This is a genomic window from Campylobacter sp. IFREMER_LSEM_CL1890 (assembly GCF_025772045.1).
In the GTDB taxonomy this organism is placed as follows: Bacteria; Campylobacterota; Campylobacteria; order Campylobacterales; family Campylobacteraceae; genus Campylobacter_D; species Campylobacter_D lari_D.
This window is the reverse complement of the sequence record NZ_JAKMRK010000002.1, coordinates 50060-64386: the sequence shown is the minus strand read 5'-3', so window position 1 is coordinate 64386 and position 14327 is coordinate 50060. Positions and strand designations below refer to the sequence as shown.

The following is a 14327-nucleotide window of genomic DNA, read 5'->3' as shown; positions in this document are numbered from 1 at the left end:
TATGGAATACATTGTAGAAAAAATTGGTATGAGTAGAACAATCAGCACACCAAGCATTCCTGTAACCTTACTTAAACTTGTTCAAACTAAAGTATGTGAAGTAGAAAATGGAAAAGCTTTGGTTGCTTATGTAAAAGGCAAAGCAAATAATAAATGCATTGCGGGTCAGCAAAAAAAATACAATCTTTCAGCTGAATATAATAGATTTGCTTCTTTAGAAGTAGCAAACACAGAAGCAGGTGATATTGATCTTAATCCTTTAAAAGAAGCTTCTATCTTAAAAGTAAGCTTTAATTCTAAAGGTAGAGGTTATAGTGGGGTTGTTAAAAGACACGGATTTGCCGGAGGTCCTGCAAGTCACGGTTCAAGATTCCACAGACGCCACGGATCAATCGGTAACCGCGAATGGCCAGGTCGTGTTCAACCAGGTATGAAAATGGCAGGTCATTATGGTAATGTAAAAGTTACTGTTAAAAATGAAGTAGTTTCATTTGATGAAGAAAATGGCATCTTAGTAGTAAAAGGTGCAGTACCAGGATTTAATGGTGCTATGGGTAAAATAAGGATTGCAAAATGAGTAAAGTAACTGTTTTAAATGATAAATTTGAAAAAGCTAGTGAACTCGATCTTCCAGCAAAATATGCAGAAGTTAATCCTCACAACCTTTATTTATATGTAAAATCTTATCTTGCTAGCCTTAGAGCAAACACAGCTCATACTAAAGGTAGAAGCGATGTAAGCGGTGGTGGTAAAAAACCATGGAGACAAAAAGGTCGTGGTGGTGCAAGAGCAGGTTCAACAAGAACGAATGTTTGGGTTGGTGGTGCTGTAGCATTTGGCCCTACAAACAATCGTAATTATTTCCAAAAAGTTAATAAAAAACAAAAACGCTTAGCGCTTGAAAGAGCATTGGCTGATAAAGCACAAAACAATGCATTATTCTCAGTAGATAGTTTAAGCATTGAAAGCGGTAAAACAAAAGATGCAAATGCAGTTATTAAAAAGCTTGGTTTAAAAGATGCTTTAATTGTAAAAGATTTACTAGATGAAAAAACACTTCTTGCTTTTAGAAACTTAGCAAATTGCTATGTAGTTGATATTAGCGAAGTAAATGCTTATTTAGTATCTGTATTTAATGCTGTTATCATTGAAAAAGCAGCGCTTGAATCTATCGTAAAAGAGGGTTAAAATGGCAGATATTACTGATATAAAAACAATACTTTACACTGAAAAAAGCTTAAACCTTCAAGAGCAAGGTGTTGTAGTTATTCAAACTTCTCCAAAAATGACTAAAAATGGTCTAAAAGAAGTTTTAAGAGAATATTTTGGTGTAACTCCAGTAAGAATTAATTCTTTAAAAATGGATGGAAAAGTAAAGCGTTTTAGAGGTCGTGAAGGTCAAAGAAATAGCTTTAAAAAATTCTATGTTAAGCTACCAGAAGGTGTGAGCTTAGAAAGTTCGGAGGCATAAAATGGCAATTAAAACTTATAAACCATATACTCCAAGTAGAAGATACATTACAGGTGTAAGCTCTGATGATATCACAGCAAAAGCTAGTGTGCGTTCATTACTTGTAAAACTTCCAGCTCATGCAGGTCGTAACAATAATGGTAGAATCACAAGCCGTCATAAAGAAGCAGGTGCTAAAAAACTTTACAGAATTATAGATTTTAAAAGAAGAAAATTTGGTATTGAAGGTAAAGTTGAAGCAATCGAGTATGATCCATACAGAAATTGTCGTATTGCATTAATCTCTTATAGAGATGGTGAAAAAAGATACATCTTACAACCAAAAGGTTTAAGCGTTGGTGATGTTATTTGCGCTGCTGAAAGCGGACTTGACATTAAACCAGGTAATGCTATGAAATTAAGAAACATCCCAGTGGGTACTATTGTACACAATATCGAGTTAAAACCGGGCAAAGGTGGACAAATGATCCGTTCAGCGGGTGCTTATGCTCAATTAATGGGTAAAGAAGAAAAATATGTTATCTTAAGACTTGCAAGTGGTGAAATGAGACAAGTTTTAGCTGAATGTATGGCAAGTATCGGTGAAGTTGGTAATGAAGAATGGTCAAATGTGACTATCGGTAAAGCAGGAAGAAACCGCCATAGAGGTATTCGTCCTCAAACAAGAGGTTCTGCGATGAACCCAGTTGATCACCCGCACGGTGGGGGTGAAGGTAAGAAAAATTCAGGCCGTCATCCAGTTACTCCATGGGGTAAACCAACTAAAGGTGCTAAAACTCGCCGTAAAAAAGCTAGCGATAAGCTAATAATTTCAAGAAGAAAAGGAAAGTAAGATGGCTAGGTCACTAAAAAAAGGTCCTTTTGTTGATGACCATGTAATGAAAAAAGTCATCGCTGCTAAAAAAGCTAACGATGGTAAGCCAATTAAAACTTGGTCAAGACGCAGCACTATTATACCTGATATGATAGGTTTAACTTTTAATGTTCATAATGGAAAAAGCTTTATCCCAGTATATATTACTGAAAATCATATCGGTTACAAATTAGGTGAATTTGCACCTACTAGAACATTTAAGGGTCATAAAGGCTCTGTTCAGAAAAAAATAGGTAAGTAAGGGAGATTTATGAGTAGAGCGTTAATTAAATTCATAAGATTATCTCCAACTAAAGCGAGATTGATTGCTAGAGAAGTTCAAGGTATGAATGCAGAGCTTGCATTAGCTAGTTTGAAATTTATGCCAAATAAAGGTGCTAAATTTATAGCAAATGCTATTTCAAGTGCTGTAGCAAATGGCGGATTTGAAGCAAATGAAGTTGTTGTTTCAAGTTGTCGTGTTGATGCTGGTGCGGTTTTAAAAAGATTTAGACCAAGAGCTAGAGGAAGTGCTAGTCGTATTAGAAAGCCAACTTCACACATTTTGGTAGAAGTTAGTAAAGTAGAAGCAAGTGCTGAAAAAACTACAAAAGCTAAAAAAGCATCAGTGAAAAAGGAAAGCTAATATGGGACAAAAAGTAAATCCGATTGGTTTAAGACTAGGAATTAATAGAAATTGGGAATCAAGATGGTTTCCTACAAAAGCTAATTTAGCAGAAAATATTGGTGAAGATTATAAAATCAGAACATTTTTAAAAAGAAAACTTTATTATGCAGGAATTAGCCAAATTCTTGTAGAAAGAACAGCGAAAAAATTAAGAGTAACTGTTGTAGCTGCAAGACCAGGGATTATTATTGGTAAAAAAGGTAGTGATGTTGATATTTTAAGAAAAGAACTTCAAGATTTAATCAAAAAAGAAGTTAATATCAATATCAAAGAAGAAAGAAAAGCAGGTGCTTCAGCTCAGCTTGCAGCTGAAAGTGTTGCTACTCAACTTGAAAAAAGAATTGCTTTTAGAAGAGCAATGAAAAAAGTAATTCAAGGAGCGCAAAAAGCAGGTGCTAAAGGGATTAAAGTTTCAGTTTCAGGCCGTTTAGGTGGTGCTGAAATGGCAAGAACTGAATGGTACCTAGAAGGTCGTGTTCCACTTCACACTTTAAGAGCAAAAATCGATTACGGTTTCGCAGAAGCACATACTACTTATGGAAATATAGGTATTAAAGTATGGATCTTCAAAGGTGAAGTTTTACAAAAGGGTGTTCAACCTGAAAAAACCGAAGAAAACGCTCCAGCTAAAAAAACTAGAAGAGCAAGAAGAGGTAAATAATCATGTTAATGCCAAAAAGAACAAAATATCGTAAAATGATGAAAGGGCGTAACAGAGGTTATGCCAACAGAGGGACTGAATTTACTTTTGGTGATTTTGCCCTAAAAGCAACTGAAGCTGGCCGTATCAATTCACGCCAAATTGAAGCAGCTCGTATTGCTTTAACTCGTTTTGTAAAAAGACAAGGTAAAACTTGGATTAGAGTTTTCCCAGATAAACCTCTAACTAAAAAACCTTTAGAAACTCGTATGGGTAAAGGTAAAGGTGCAGTTGAGGAATGGGTAATGAACATTAAACCAGGTCGTATTATTTATGAAATGGCAGGGGTTAATGAAGAAATGGCAAGACAAGCTTTAACTTTAGCGATGCATAAATTGCCATTTAAAACTAAGTTTGTTACAAGAGAGAGCCAAAATGAAATATACTGAGATTAAAGATAAAACAGCAGGTGAGCTTGCAACAATGCTAAAAGAAAAAAAGGTGCTTTTATTTACTTTAAGACAAAAGCTAAAAACAATGCAGCTAACTAATCCTAAAGAGATTAGCGAAGTTAAAAAAGACATCGCTAGAATCAATACTGCAATTAGCGCTTTAAAATAAGGATAGAAAATGGCATTTAAAAGAGAAATTCAAGGCGTTGTTGTTCAAATTGCTGGAGATAAAACAGCAACAATTTTGGTTGAAAGAAAAGTGGTTCACCCAAAATACAGAAAAATCGTAAAACGCTTTAAAAAATATTTAATTCATGATGAAAGAAATGAACTTAAAGTGGGAAATACTGTAGTTGCTATTGAATGTAGACCACTTTCTAAGAGAAAATCATTTCGCTTAAAAACTATAGTATCAGCAGGAGTTGAGTAATGATTCAAAGTTTTACTAGGCTTGCAGTTGCTGATAATAGCGGTGCAAAAGAATTAATGTGCATTAAGGTTTTAGGTGGTAGCAAAAGAAGATACGCTACTGTTGGTGATGTAATCGTTGCATCTGTAAAAAAAGCTCTACCAAATGGTAAAGTTAAAAAAGGTCAAGTAGTAAAAGCAGTTATCGTTAGAACTAAAAAAGAAATTCATAGAGACAATGGTTCTTTAATTCGTTTTGATGAAAATGCGGCAGTTATTCTTGATGCTAAAAGAGAGCCTATCGGAACGCGTATTTTTGGACCAGTAGGTCGTGAAGTAAGATATGGTGGCTTTATGAAAATTGTTTCACTAGCACCGGAGGTGTTGTAATGAAATTAAAAATTAAAAAGAATGATATGGTAAAAGTTATCGCAGGCGATGACAAAGGCAAAACAGGTAAAGTTTTAGCAGTATTTCCTAAAACAAATAAAGTAATTGTTGAGGGTTGTAAAATCGCTAAAAAAGCTGTTAAGCCAAGTGATAAAAATCCAAACGGCGGTTTTGTCAATAAAGAAATGCCAATGGATATTTCAAATGTAGCAAAGGCAGGAGAATAAGATGATGAGATTGAAAGAAAAATATACTCAAAATATCAAACCTGCTTTAGTTAAAGAATTTGATATTAAAAATCCTATGCTTGTTCCTTTTATTGAAAAAGTTGTAATCAGTGTAGGTGCTGGGGAATTAGCAAAAGATCAAAAAGTATTACAAAATGTTGCAGATACTATTTCATTGATCGCTGGGCAAAAAGCAGTTATCACAAAAGCTAAAAAATCAGTTGCTGGTTTTAAAGTAAGAGAAGGCTTCCCAGTAGGTGTAATGGTAACATTAAGAAAAGACAATATGTATGCTTTCTTAGATAAGCTTATTACTATAGCTCTTCCTCGTGTTAAAGACTTTAGAGGTCTTCCAAGAGATGGTTTTGATGGAAGAGGAAACTATAACTTTGGTTTAGATGAGCAGTTAATGTTCCCAGAAGTTGAATATGATAAAATCTTAAGAACTCATGGTATGAACATTTCTATCGTTACAACAGCAAAATCAGATAAAGAGGCACAAAAATTATTAGAATTATTTGGCGTGCCATTTGCAAAAGGAAAGTAATATGGCTAAAAAATCAATGATTGCAAAAGCTGCCCGCAAACCTAAATTTAGCGTTAGAGGGTATACTAGATGCCAAATTTGTGGAAGACCACATTCAGTTTATAGAGATTTTGGAATTTGCAGAGTTTGCTTAAGAAAAATGGCAAATGAAGGTTTAATTCCTGGTCTTAAAAAAGCAAGTTGGTAAGAGGAAAGAACCATGATAAATGATTTAATTTCAGATTCACTAACAAGAATTAGAAATGCAGGGATGAGAAGATTAGAGACTACTCAACTTTTGCATTCTAAAGTTATCGAAGCTTTACTTGGAATTTTCCAAGCTAAAGGCTATATTGAAAGCTTTAATGTTATTGAAGAGGATAAAAAGAAATTCATCAATGTAGTTTTAAAATATGATGAAAAAGGTAAAAGCGTAATTAACGAAGTTAAGCGTATTTCTAAACCTGGTCGTCGTGTTTATAAAGGCAAAGATGAGATCAAAAGATTTAAAAACGGTTATGGTACTATCGTAGTAAGCACTTCAAAAGGTGTTTTAGCTAACGACGAAGCTTACAAAGCAGGCGTTGGCGGCGAAGTTTTATGTACTATTTGGTAAGAGTTTCTACTTTTTATGGTATTCGGTATCCATTCTTATAAAGTAGTCATATCGTAGACAAGTAAAAAGGAAAAATGAATGTCTCGTATAGGTAAACAACCAGTTGCTATTCCAAGTGGAGTAGAAGTAAAATTAGAAGGTAACTTGCTAAAATTCAAAAAAGGAAATTTAGCAAAAGAGCTTGATACAAAAGCAAATGTTAATGTTGAGATTAAAGAAGGGCAAATTCTTTTCTCTCCTAAAGGTGAAGATAGACAAAGTAGAGCTTATTGGGGAACTTATAGAGCTTTAGCTCAAAACATCATCATCGGTTTAACTGATGGTTTTAGCAAAACTTTAGAAATCAACGGTGTTGGTTATAAAGCTGCGTTAAAAGGTAAAGTTCTTGAACTTGCTTTAGGTTTTTCTCATCCTATCAACTATGCTATTCCAGAAGGCATAGAAATTACCGTTGATAAAAACAATGTTATTATCAAAGGTAGCGATAAACAAGTGGTAGGTCAAGTTGCTGCTCAAATTCGTGAATTTAGACCACCTGAGCCTTACAAAGGAAAAGGTGTTAAATATTCAGATGAGCGTATTATCCGCAAAGCTGGTAAGACATCTAAGAAGTAAGGATAGAATATGAGAGCAAATGTATTAAAAAGAAAAATATCTTTAAGAATTAAAAGAAAAAAAAGAATTAGAGCAAAAATTTCAGGAACACAAGCTCTTCCAAGAGTTTCTGTTTTTAAATCAAACAGAACTTTATATATCCAAGCTATCGATGATGTTAAAGCAGTAACTTTAGCAGCAGTAGATGGAAGAAAAATTGGTGTTAAAGCAAATAAAGAAGGTGCTAAAAAAATAGCAGCTGAATTTGCAAAAGTTTTAAAAGCTAAAAACATAGAAGAAGCAGTGTTTGATAGAAATGGTTATTTATACCATGGTGTGATTGCAGCATTAGCTGAAGCACTAAGAGAAAACGGAATCAAACTATAACCCAAAAGGAAGATCGATGGAAAAATATAATAGAGAAGAATTTGAAGAAGTAATCGTCGATATCGGCAGGGTTACTAAGGTTGTTAAAGGTGGTAGAAGATTTAGATTTACTGCTTTAGTTATCGTTGGAAATAGAAAAGGTTTAGTTGGTGTGGGCTATGGAAAAGCTAAAGAAGTTCCAGATGCTATCAGAAAAGCAGTTGATGATGCTTTTAAAAACATTGTTGAAGTTAAAACAAAAGGTTCAACTATCCCTCATGATGTAGAAGTAAAATACAACGCAAGTAGAATTTTACTTAAACCAGCAAGTGAAGGTACAGGGGTTATTGCAGGTGGTTCAACACGTCCTATCGTGGAACTTGCAGGTATTAAAGACATTTTAACTAAGTCTTTAGGTTCAAATAATTCAGCAAATGTTGTGCGTGCTACTATCAAAGCACTTACAATGCTTAAAGGATAATCAATGAATTTAACAAAAGCACCAGGTTCAACACATAAAACCAAAAGAATAGGCCGTGGTCAAGGTAGTGGTATGGGAAAAACTTCTACTAAAGGTGGAAAAGGCCAAACTGCTAGAAAAGGTTATAACGAAAAAAGAGGTTTTGAAGGGGGTCAACAACCACTTCAAAGACGCTTACCAAAAGTAGGCTTTACTTCTAAATTTGAAAAACCTTATGTGATTAATGTTGAAAAAATCACAGCAATCAAAGAGCTTAGCGAAATTACATTTGAAACAATCAATAGTATTCATAAGCTTTCAAAAAATGTAAATAAAGTTAAGCTTATTGGAGCAAGTGCTAAAGATCTTGCTAGTAAAATTAAAGACGAGAAGATCACTTTTAGCGGACAAAAATAATGAATAAAGCATTGACAAATAAAATTCTCATAACATTAGCTTTTTTATTTGCTTATAGAATATTAGCTTATGTTCCAGTTCCGGGGGTTAATGTCAGTGTTATCAAGGAATTTTTTGATTCTAATGCATCTAATGCATTAGGCTTGTTTAATATGTTTAGTGGGGGTGCTGCTGAAAGACTTAGCATCATCTCTCTAGGCATTATGCCTTATATTACTGCTTCGATTATTATGGAGCTTTTAGCGGCAACTTTTCCTAACATAGGAAAGATGAAAAAAGAACGCGATGGTATGCAAAAATATATGCAAATTATCCGTTATGCTACTATAGCTATCACTTTGATACAAAGTATAGGCGTTTCTATAGGCTTGCAAAGTCTTCATGGAAAAGCAGGTCAGTCAGCTATTATGATTGATATGAATACTTTTATTGCACTTTCTGCTATTTCTATGCTTGCAGGTACCATGCTTTTAATGTGGATAGGTGAGCAAATCACTCAACGCGGTATAGGAAATGGTATTTCTTTGATCATCTTTGGCGGTATTGTTTCTACAATTCCAGGTGCAATTAGTGGAACAGTAAATTTGGTAAATACAGGTGAGATGAATTTCTTGACTATCATTGCTATTTTAGTTGTAATTTTACTTACTATTTGGGCTATTATAGTAGTAGAGCTTGGAGAAAGAAGAATTCCTATTTCTTACTCAAGAAAAGTAATCATGCAAAATCAAAACAAACGCATTATGAATTACATACCTATTAAAATAAATTTAAGTGGAGTAATTCCTCCTATTTTTGCAAGTGCGATTTTGATGTTTCCAAGCACTATTTTGCAAACAAGTACAAATGAGTATGTGTTAAAAATTTATGACTTTTTAAATCCAAATGGATTTTTCTTTCATTTTTTAACATTCTTACTTGTTATTTTCTTCGCGTATTTTTATGCATCAATTGTATTTAATGCAAAAGATATAGCTGAAAATCTTAAAAGACAAGGTGGTTTCATACCAGGTATTAGACCAGGTGAAGGAACTGCAAATTATCTTAATGAAGTAGCATCAAGACTTACCTTGTCAGGTTCTATTTATTTAGGGCTTGTAGCTACATTACCATGGCTTATTGTGAAGTTGTTTGGTGTGCCTTTTTATTTTGGTGGAACTTCTGTTTTGATCGTAGTTCAAGTAGCGCTTGATACAATGAGAAAAATCGAAGCTCAAATTTATATGAATAAATACCAAACCTTAAGTGCAGTAGGCTTATAAGAAAGTAGATTTTCTACTTTCTTCTCTTTTTAAGGATTTTGATGAGACTAGGCGTTTTTGATAGCGGTGTAGGTGGGCTTAGTGTTTTAAAATCTTTACTTCAAGCAAAACTTTTTAAAGAATATATTTACTATGGAGATACCGCAAGGGTACCTTATGGGGTTAAAGATAAAAAAACTATCATTAAATTTTCCCTAGAAGCTTTAGAGTTTTTCAAAGAAAAAAAAGTCGATATGCTTATTATTGCGTGTAATACAGTTAGCGCGCATGCTTTAGAAATTCTAAAAGCAAATGCACCATTTCCGGTTCTTGGAGTTATAGAAGCAGGGGTTTTAGCGGTTAAAAACTCTTTAGAAGATAAAAACTCTAATATATTAGTTATTGCAACACAAGCTACCGTGGATTCTCACGCTTATAAGCAAGCTTTAATCAAAGAAGGTTTTTTAAAAGTGGAAGAAAAAGCAACTGGGCTTTTTGTACCTATGGTTGAAGAAGGGATTTTTCAAGGAGATTTTTTAAAAGCTGCTTTTGAGTATTATTTTAATAAGCTTAAATTTCATCCTAATGCTCTAATCTTAGCATGCACGCATTTTCCTTTAATTGCCCATTCTTTGGAAGAGTATTTTGGCAAAAATACAAAACTTATTCATTCAGGCGAGGCTATAGCTTTGCAATTGCAACAAGAATTTAACTTAACATCAATCCAAGAAGAAGCCAACATTCAATTTTATGCTTCAAGCGATGTGGAAAAACTAAAAAAAATTGCAAATTTATGGCTTTAATTAATGAATATTTACTAAAGTATTTTTTATATTAATAATTTATTTTTATTTAAACATAGTTGCATTATAATTTTTATCATTTCTAATGAAAGGACTAACATGAAAAAAATGTTAATGTGCGCAGCTATGGCACTAAGTTTAGGAGCAGGAATTTTGGAAGCAAAACCAAAAGTTGCAATTTTAGCTACAGGTGGAACTATTGCAGGCTCGATTGATAGTTCGGTAGCTACAACAGGTTATACAGCGGGTGTTTTAGGGGTTGATGCTTTGATTAAAGCAGTGCCTCAAATTCAAGATTTAGCAGTAATTAGCGGGGATCAAATTGCAAATATTGATAGTAAAGATATGACAAATGAAATTTGGCTAAAACTTGCTAAAGAAGTCAATAGGCTTTTAAAATCTGATGTAGATGGAGTTGTGATTACTCATGGTACTGATACCATGGAAGAAACTGCATATTTCCTAAATTTAACCGTAAAAAGCGATAAACCTGTTGTTTTAGTTGGTGCAATGCGCCCATCAACTGCAATTAGTGCAGATGGTCCTAAAAATCTTTACAATGCTGTAGCGTTAGCAGCAGATCCACAAGCAAAAAATAAAGGTGTAATGGTGGCTATGAATGATAGAATTCAAAGCGCTAGAGGTGTTATGAAAACTCATAGTTTAAATGTAAATGCATTTAGTTCACCGGATATGGGTGATATGGGTTATATAGTAGATGGAAAAGCATTCTTCTACAATACTAATACAAAATTACACACTAAAAAATCTCCATTTGATGTTAGCAAGCTAAAAGAATTACCAAAAGTAGATATTCTTTATAGTTATGCAAATGATGGTAGCGGTGTTGCAGCGAAAGCTTTGTTTGAAAATGGAACTAAAGGTATAGTTGTAGCTGGAACAGGTGCTGGCAGTATTCATGATTATCAAAAAGATGTATTAAAAGAATTGCTTAAAAAAGGTCTTAATGTAGCGGTAAGCTCACGCGTAGTAGCTGGTAGAGTTGCAGTAAGTGATGCTGATGCAAAACTTGGTTTTATTGATACAGGTGATATGAGTCCTCAAAAAGCTAGAGTATTGTTAATGCTTGCTTTAACTAAAACAAGTGATCCTAAGAAAATTCAAGAATATTTCTTAAAATACTAAAATCTTTTAGCACCCAAATGCTACAATAACATTTGGGTGAGTTTTTCAATCAAAATCTTACTTAAATTAATCACAAGGATATTAAATGAGACAATATGAAAGCTATAAATGCCAAAAATGCGGCAATGAAGTAGAAGTGCAAAATGTAGGTGGTGGAAAGCTTAGTTGCTGTGGTCAAGAAATGGAGTGCATTACTAAAGATTTAACAGCCATAAATTTGATGAAAGCTTTCGCAGGTGAATCTATGGCAAGAAACAAATATGATTTATTTGCAGATATTGCTCAAGAAGAAGGTTGGCATGCTATTGCAAAGCATTTTAGAGAAGCTGCAGAAAATGAAAAATGGCATGCAAGAGCTGAATTTAAAGCATATCATGAATTAGTAGATGGTAAAGCTTTAGAAGAAACTGCTAAAAATTTAATCTGTGCAGCAGAGGGTGAAAATTACGAGCATACTACTATGTATCCAAATTTTGCAAAAATCGCAGAAGATGAGGGCAAAAGAAATATAGCAAGATTATTTACAGCTATAGGCAAAGTAGAAATTGAGCATGAAAGAGAATATCTAGCGCTTAAAAAAATGCTTGAAGAAGAAGATTTCTTTAATTCAGAAGTAGAAGAATTGTGGGTTTGTGAAGTTTGTGGGCATATACATCGTGGTAAAAAAGCACCAAATGCCTGTCCTTTATGTAAAGCTCCAAAAGAATACTTCAAACGCGAATTTTTAGGATGATTTTAAAAACCTTGATAAAAATGATAAAATATTTTATTTTTATCAAGGTTTAATATGCAAATTTTAACTCATCCTTTTGAACCTTTCTTTGATGAACACTCAAAAGTTTTAATACTAGGTTCTTTTCCATCTATTAAATCAAGAGAAGAAAATTTTTATTATCAACATAGTAAAAATCGTTTTTGGCGCATTTTTGAAATATTATTTGAGTGTGAGTTAAAAACAGTACAAGATCAAAAAGCTTTTTTAAAAGCAAATCATATAGCACTTTGGGATGTTATAGCAAGTTGTAAGATAAAAAATTCAGATGATAAAACCATTTCTTATGCTAAAGCAAATGATATAAATATTATTTTAGATAAGGCAAATATAGAAAAAATTTGTGTTTTAGGTAAAGTTGCAAGTAAATATTTTGCTAAATTTTATCCTGAGCAAGAATTTTTTGAACTTCCTTCAAGTTCTCCTGCTAATATGAATTATTCTTTAGAAAATTTAGTAGAAAAATATAGCATTATAAAGGAAAAATAATGGCTTTAGTTGGAGTAGATGAGGCTGGACGCGGGGCTTTGGCTGGAGATATGCACATAGGAGCTTGCAAGCTTTTAAAAAATATTGATGGTTTAGCTGATTCTAAAAAATTAAGTGCAAAAAAAAGAGAAGAACTATATGAACAAATTCTTTCTAGCTCAAATTTTTTAATCCTTGCTTTTTCGCCTTTGCAGATTGATACTTTAGGGCTTAGTCAGTGTTTGCAACTAGCTTTAAAAATCATAAAAAGGCATTTTAACCAAGATGAGATTTTATATGATGGAAATTTAAATTATGGAGTTTTAGGCATAAAAACCATGATTAAAGCTGATATGAAAGTACAAGAAGTTTCAGCAGCTAGTATATTAGCCAAGGTAAGTCGTGATCAAAAAATGTGTTATTTTTCTAAATTATATAATCATTATGATTTTGATAAACACAAAGGTTATGGTACAAAAGCTCATATAGAAAAGATTAAAGTATTTGGTTATTCACCTTTGCATCGCAAAAGTTTTATGTTAAAGTGTTTTGAGAAAAGCTTATTTGATTAGATTGTGTTTTGTAGTTTTAATAGTGAAAAAATATAATTAAAAACTATTTTTTTAATAATAATCTATTAAAAATTATAATATTGGTCTAAAATACTCTATGTTTTAAGAAAAATTAATTTTTTTCTATTATAGTAATATAAAAAATATTTTAAGGGGTATTATGTCTTTACTTTTAAGTGAGCTAAAGATTGGAAATTTTTATGTAAAAAATCGCATCGTAATGCCTCCTATGGATATGTATGAAACACAAGTTTTAGATGGTAAGATTAATCAATTTCACTTGATACATTATGGAGCTAGAGCTTTGGGTGGTGTTGGGCTTATCATAGTTCAAGCTTGTGCGATTAATGAAAATGCAAAAATTGCTGATAATGATATAGGCCTTTGGGGAGATTTTCAAATTCTAGGACATAAGGAGCTTGTCGATCTTTGTCATCATTTTGGTGCTAAAGTTGCTATCCAACTAAATCATAGTGGTCGTAAAAATTCATGCAAACAAGCTATATCAAAAGCCCCAAGTAATATCGCTTTTAGTGAAAAATTTTCTAAACTTCATGTTTTAAGTAAAGATGAAATTTTACAAATAGAGCAAGAATTTATCCAAAGTGCTAAAAGAGCTAAAGAAGCAGGCTATGATGCGATAGAGCTTCATAGTGCTCATGGGTATTTGCTTAGTTCATTTTTATCTCCTTTATCAAATCAAAGAGATGATGAATATGGTGGTAGTTTTGAAAATAGAGCGCGTCTTTTGTGTGATATCATTAAGCGTATAAAAAAAGAAGTTGATATTACTTTATTTGTAAGAATTTCAGCTACAGAGTGGCAAGAGGGTGGTTGGAATTTGGAAGATAGTAAAAAACTTGCCTTGATTTTAGAAAATTTAGGCGTTGATATGTTAGATATTTCAGCAGGAGGAAATATCAACAAACCTTCTTTAGTGCCAAATATAGCACCACTTTACCAAGCTCCTTATGCTAAGGCTTTAAAAGAAGTTGTTAAAATTCCTATATCTTGCGTGGGTCTTATAAATAGTTCTAGCGAAGGTGAGGCTTTGCTTTTGGGTGAGGTGTGTGATTTAGTTTGTTATGGTAGAAAATTATTAAGAAGTCCAAATTTTGCAAATGAAGCTGCAGTTGCTTTAAATGAAAGGGAAAAAATCACGCCAAACTACTCAAGAGCATATTTGTAAAATAATACAAAAAGTTTTTAGGTAAAAG

At 33.0% G+C, this 14327-nt stretch carries 26 protein-coding genes; all 26 read left to right on the top strand.

Annotated elements, in window-relative coordinates; genetic code table 11:
* Position 1 precedes the first annotated feature (1 nt).
* The 26 genes from rplC (at position 2) to L8W57_RS01335 (ending at position 14299) form a co-directional block, all read left to right on the top strand.
* Positions 2-577, top strand: a complete 576-nt coding sequence (rplC, locus tag L8W57_RS01460) for a 50S ribosomal protein L3 (protein ID WP_012660811.1) — start codon at positions 2-4, stop codon at positions 575-577.
* Positions 574-1188: a 50S ribosomal protein L4 gene (rplD, locus tag L8W57_RS01455; protein WP_039617137.1), complete on the top strand. Its 615-nt coding sequence runs from the start codon at positions 574-576 to the stop codon at positions 1186-1188. The genes rplC and rplD overlap by 4 nt, the downstream gene beginning before the upstream one ends.
* A 1-nt stretch (position 1189) precedes the next feature.
* Positions 1190-1471, top strand: coding sequence for a 50S ribosomal protein L23 (locus tag L8W57_RS01450; RefSeq protein ID WP_039617139.1), 282 nt, complete (start codon positions 1190-1192; stop codon positions 1469-1471).
* Between the two features lies 1 nt (position 1472).
* On the top strand, positions 1473-2303 hold the full coding sequence (gene rplB / locus L8W57_RS01445; RefSeq protein ID WP_039625087.1) for a 50S ribosomal protein L2: 831 nt from the start codon (positions 1473-1475) through the stop codon (positions 2301-2303).
* A 1-nt stretch (position 2304) separates the two neighbouring features.
* Positions 2305-2586 carry a 30S ribosomal protein S19 gene (gene rpsS / locus L8W57_RS01440; protein ID WP_039664929.1) on the top strand — a complete coding sequence of 94 codons (282 nt, stop codon included), beginning with the start codon at positions 2305-2307 and terminating at the stop codon, positions 2584-2586.
* 9 nt (positions 2587-2595) lie between these two features.
* Positions 2596-2970 (top strand): 50S ribosomal protein L22, encoded by a 375-nt coding sequence (gene rplV / locus L8W57_RS01435; RefSeq protein WP_039617143.1) that lies wholly within the window; start codon positions 2596-2598, stop codon positions 2968-2970.
* 1 nt (position 2971) lies between these two features.
* Positions 2972-3673: a 30S ribosomal protein S3 gene (gene rpsC / locus L8W57_RS01430; RefSeq protein ID WP_039617145.1), complete on the top strand. Its 702-nt coding sequence runs from the start codon at positions 2972-2974 to the stop codon at positions 3671-3673.
* Positions 3674-3675: 2 nt separating this feature from the next.
* A complete protein-coding gene (gene rplP, locus L8W57_RS01425) occupies positions 3676-4101 on the top strand; it encodes a 50S ribosomal protein L16 (RefSeq protein ID WP_012660818.1) in 426 nt (141 codons plus the stop codon).
* Positions 4088-4273: a 50S ribosomal protein L29 gene (gene rpmC / locus L8W57_RS01420; RefSeq protein ID WP_012660819.1), complete on the top strand. Its 186-nt coding sequence runs from the start codon at positions 4088-4090 to the stop codon at positions 4271-4273. Before rplP ends, rpmC begins: the two co-directional genes overlap by 14 nt.
* A gap of 9 nt (positions 4274-4282) precedes the next feature.
* On the top strand, positions 4283-4534 hold the full coding sequence (rpsQ, locus tag L8W57_RS01415; RefSeq protein WP_039617148.1) for a 30S ribosomal protein S17: 252 nt from the start codon (positions 4283-4285) through the stop codon (positions 4532-4534).
* On the top strand, positions 4534-4902 hold the full coding sequence (gene rplN, locus L8W57_RS01410) for a 50S ribosomal protein L14 (RefSeq protein WP_012660821.1): 369 nt from the start codon (positions 4534-4536) through the stop codon (positions 4900-4902). The genes rpsQ and rplN overlap by 1 nt, the downstream gene beginning before the upstream one ends.
* The gene (gene rplX, locus L8W57_RS01405) at positions 4902-5129 is read left to right on the top strand and encodes a 50S ribosomal protein L24 (RefSeq protein WP_039664935.1); all 228 of its coding nucleotides are present in this window, start codon (positions 4902-4904) and stop codon (positions 5127-5129) included. Before rplN ends, rplX begins: the two co-directional genes overlap by 1 nt.
* Before the next feature lies 1 nt (position 5130).
* Positions 5131-5676: a 50S ribosomal protein L5 gene (gene rplE / locus L8W57_RS01400; protein ID WP_133319134.1), complete on the top strand. Its 546-nt coding sequence runs from the start codon at positions 5131-5133 to the stop codon at positions 5674-5676.
* 1 nt (position 5677) lies between these two features.
* Positions 5678-5863: a type Z 30S ribosomal protein S14 gene (locus tag L8W57_RS01395; protein ID WP_012660824.1), complete on the top strand. Its 186-nt coding sequence runs from the start codon at positions 5678-5680 to the stop codon at positions 5861-5863.
* Positions 5864-5875: 12 nt separating this feature from the next.
* Positions 5876-6271 (top strand): 30S ribosomal protein S8, encoded by a 396-nt coding sequence (gene rpsH / locus L8W57_RS01390; RefSeq protein ID WP_039617152.1) that lies wholly within the window; start codon positions 5876-5878, stop codon positions 6269-6271.
* 78 nt (positions 6272-6349) lie between these two features.
* Positions 6350-6886: a 50S ribosomal protein L6 gene (gene rplF, locus L8W57_RS01385; RefSeq protein ID WP_039617154.1), complete on the top strand. Its 537-nt coding sequence runs from the start codon at positions 6350-6352 to the stop codon at positions 6884-6886.
* Positions 6887-6895: 9 nt separating this feature from the next.
* The gene (rplR, locus tag L8W57_RS01380; RefSeq protein ID WP_039617157.1) at positions 6896-7252 is read left to right on the top strand and encodes a 50S ribosomal protein L18; all 357 of its coding nucleotides are present in this window, start codon (positions 6896-6898) and stop codon (positions 7250-7252) included.
* A 16-nt stretch (positions 7253-7268) separates the two neighbouring features.
* Entirely contained in the window at positions 7269-7712 is a 444-nt protein-coding gene (gene rpsE, locus L8W57_RS01375) for a 30S ribosomal protein S5 (protein WP_039617161.1), read from the top strand.
* Between the two features lie 3 nt (positions 7713-7715).
* Entirely contained in the window at positions 7716-8108 is a 393-nt protein-coding gene (gene rplO / locus L8W57_RS01370) for a 50S ribosomal protein L15 (protein ID WP_039617163.1), read from the top strand.
* Positions 8108-9370 carry a preprotein translocase subunit SecY gene (gene secY, locus L8W57_RS01365; RefSeq protein WP_133319135.1) on the top strand — a complete coding sequence of 421 codons (1263 nt, stop codon included), beginning with the start codon at positions 8108-8110 and terminating at the stop codon, positions 9368-9370. Before rplO ends, secY begins: the two co-directional genes overlap by 1 nt.
* A gap of 41 nt (positions 9371-9411) precedes the next feature.
* Positions 9412-10152: a glutamate racemase gene (gene murI / locus L8W57_RS01360; RefSeq protein ID WP_133319136.1), complete on the top strand. Its 741-nt coding sequence runs from the start codon at positions 9412-9414 to the stop codon at positions 10150-10152.
* Between the two features lie 114 nt (positions 10153-10266).
* Complete coding sequence (locus L8W57_RS01355; RefSeq protein ID WP_257928322.1) at positions 10267-11298, top strand: type II asparaginase; 1032 nt, start codon at positions 10267-10269, stop codon at positions 11296-11298.
* An 85-nt stretch (positions 11299-11383) separates the two neighbouring features.
* Entirely contained in the window at positions 11384-12031 is a 648-nt protein-coding gene (locus L8W57_RS01350; protein WP_087700790.1) for a ferritin family protein, read from the top strand.
* Positions 12032-12085: 54 nt separating this feature from the next.
* Complete coding sequence (locus L8W57_RS01345) at positions 12086-12559, top strand: DNA-deoxyinosine glycosylase (protein WP_133319137.1); 474 nt, start codon at positions 12086-12088, stop codon at positions 12557-12559.
* The gene (locus tag L8W57_RS01340) at positions 12559-13110 is read left to right on the top strand and encodes a ribonuclease HII (protein WP_133319138.1); all 552 of its coding nucleotides are present in this window, start codon (positions 12559-12561) and stop codon (positions 13108-13110) included. The genes L8W57_RS01345 and L8W57_RS01340 overlap by 1 nt, the downstream gene beginning before the upstream one ends.
* A gap of 160 nt (positions 13111-13270) precedes the next feature.
* Entirely contained in the window at positions 13271-14299 is a 1029-nt protein-coding gene (locus L8W57_RS01335; protein ID WP_133319139.1) for a tRNA-dihydrouridine synthase, read from the top strand.
* Positions 14300-14327 lie beyond the last annotated feature (28 nt).

Excerpts from the sequence above, each read along its gene's own strand:
- rplC (WP_012660811.1), top strand. The coding sequence starts at position 2 with ATGGAATACATTGTAGAAAAAATTGGTATGAGTAGAACAATCAGCACA.
- rplD (WP_039617137.1), top strand. The coding sequence starts at position 574 with ATGAGTAAAGTAACTGTTTTAAATGATAAATTTGAAAAAGCTAGTGAA.
- L8W57_RS01450 (WP_039617139.1), top strand. The coding sequence starts at position 1,190 with ATGGCAGATATTACTGATATAAAAACAATACTTTACACTGAAAAAAGC.
- rplB (WP_039625087.1), top strand. The coding sequence starts at position 1,473 with ATGGCAATTAAAACTTATAAACCATATACTCCAAGTAGAAGATACATT.
- rpsS (WP_039664929.1), top strand. The coding sequence starts at position 2,305 with ATGGCTAGGTCACTAAAAAAAGGTCCTTTTGTTGATGACCATGTAATG.
- rplV (WP_039617143.1), top strand. The coding sequence starts at position 2,596 with ATGAGTAGAGCGTTAATTAAATTCATAAGATTATCTCCAACTAAAGCG.
- rpsC (WP_039617145.1), top strand. The coding sequence starts at position 2,972 with ATGGGACAAAAAGTAAATCCGATTGGTTTAAGACTAGGAATTAATAGA.
- rplP (WP_012660818.1), top strand. The coding sequence starts at position 3,676 with ATGTTAATGCCAAAAAGAACAAAATATCGTAAAATGATGAAAGGGCGT.
- rpmC (WP_012660819.1), top strand. The coding sequence starts at position 4,088 with ATGAAATATACTGAGATTAAAGATAAAACAGCAGGTGAGCTTGCAACA.
- rpsQ (WP_039617148.1), top strand. The coding sequence starts at position 4,283 with ATGGCATTTAAAAGAGAAATTCAAGGCGTTGTTGTTCAAATTGCTGGA.
- rplN (WP_012660821.1), top strand. The coding sequence starts at position 4,534 with ATGATTCAAAGTTTTACTAGGCTTGCAGTTGCTGATAATAGCGGTGCA.
- rplX (WP_039664935.1), top strand. The coding sequence starts at position 4,902 with ATGAAATTAAAAATTAAAAAGAATGATATGGTAAAAGTTATCGCAGGC.
- rplE (WP_133319134.1), top strand. The coding sequence starts at position 5,131 with ATGATGAGATTGAAAGAAAAATATACTCAAAATATCAAACCTGCTTTA.
- L8W57_RS01395 (WP_012660824.1), top strand. The coding sequence starts at position 5,678 with ATGGCTAAAAAATCAATGATTGCAAAAGCTGCCCGCAAACCTAAATTT.
- rpsH (WP_039617152.1), top strand. The coding sequence starts at position 5,876 with ATGATAAATGATTTAATTTCAGATTCACTAACAAGAATTAGAAATGCA.
- rplF (WP_039617154.1), top strand. The coding sequence starts at position 6,350 with ATGTCTCGTATAGGTAAACAACCAGTTGCTATTCCAAGTGGAGTAGAA.
- rplR (WP_039617157.1), top strand. The coding sequence starts at position 6,896 with ATGAGAGCAAATGTATTAAAAAGAAAAATATCTTTAAGAATTAAAAGA.
- rpsE (WP_039617161.1), top strand. The coding sequence starts at position 7,269 with ATGGAAAAATATAATAGAGAAGAATTTGAAGAAGTAATCGTCGATATC.
- rplO (WP_039617163.1), top strand. The coding sequence starts at position 7,716 with ATGAATTTAACAAAAGCACCAGGTTCAACACATAAAACCAAAAGAATA.
- secY (WP_133319135.1), top strand. The coding sequence starts at position 8,108 with ATGAATAAAGCATTGACAAATAAAATTCTCATAACATTAGCTTTTTTA.
- murI (WP_133319136.1), top strand. The coding sequence starts at position 9,412 with ATGAGACTAGGCGTTTTTGATAGCGGTGTAGGTGGGCTTAGTGTTTTA.
- L8W57_RS01355 (WP_257928322.1), top strand. The coding sequence starts at position 10,267 with ATGTGCGCAGCTATGGCACTAAGTTTAGGAGCAGGAATTTTGGAAGCA.
- L8W57_RS01350 (WP_087700790.1), top strand. The coding sequence starts at position 11,384 with ATGAGACAATATGAAAGCTATAAATGCCAAAAATGCGGCAATGAAGTA.
- L8W57_RS01345 (WP_133319137.1), top strand. The coding sequence starts at position 12,086 with ATGCAAATTTTAACTCATCCTTTTGAACCTTTCTTTGATGAACACTCA.
- L8W57_RS01340 (WP_133319138.1), top strand. The coding sequence starts at position 12,559 with ATGGCTTTAGTTGGAGTAGATGAGGCTGGACGCGGGGCTTTGGCTGGA.
- L8W57_RS01335 (WP_133319139.1), top strand. The coding sequence starts at position 13,271 with ATGTCTTTACTTTTAAGTGAGCTAAAGATTGGAAATTTTTATGTAAAA.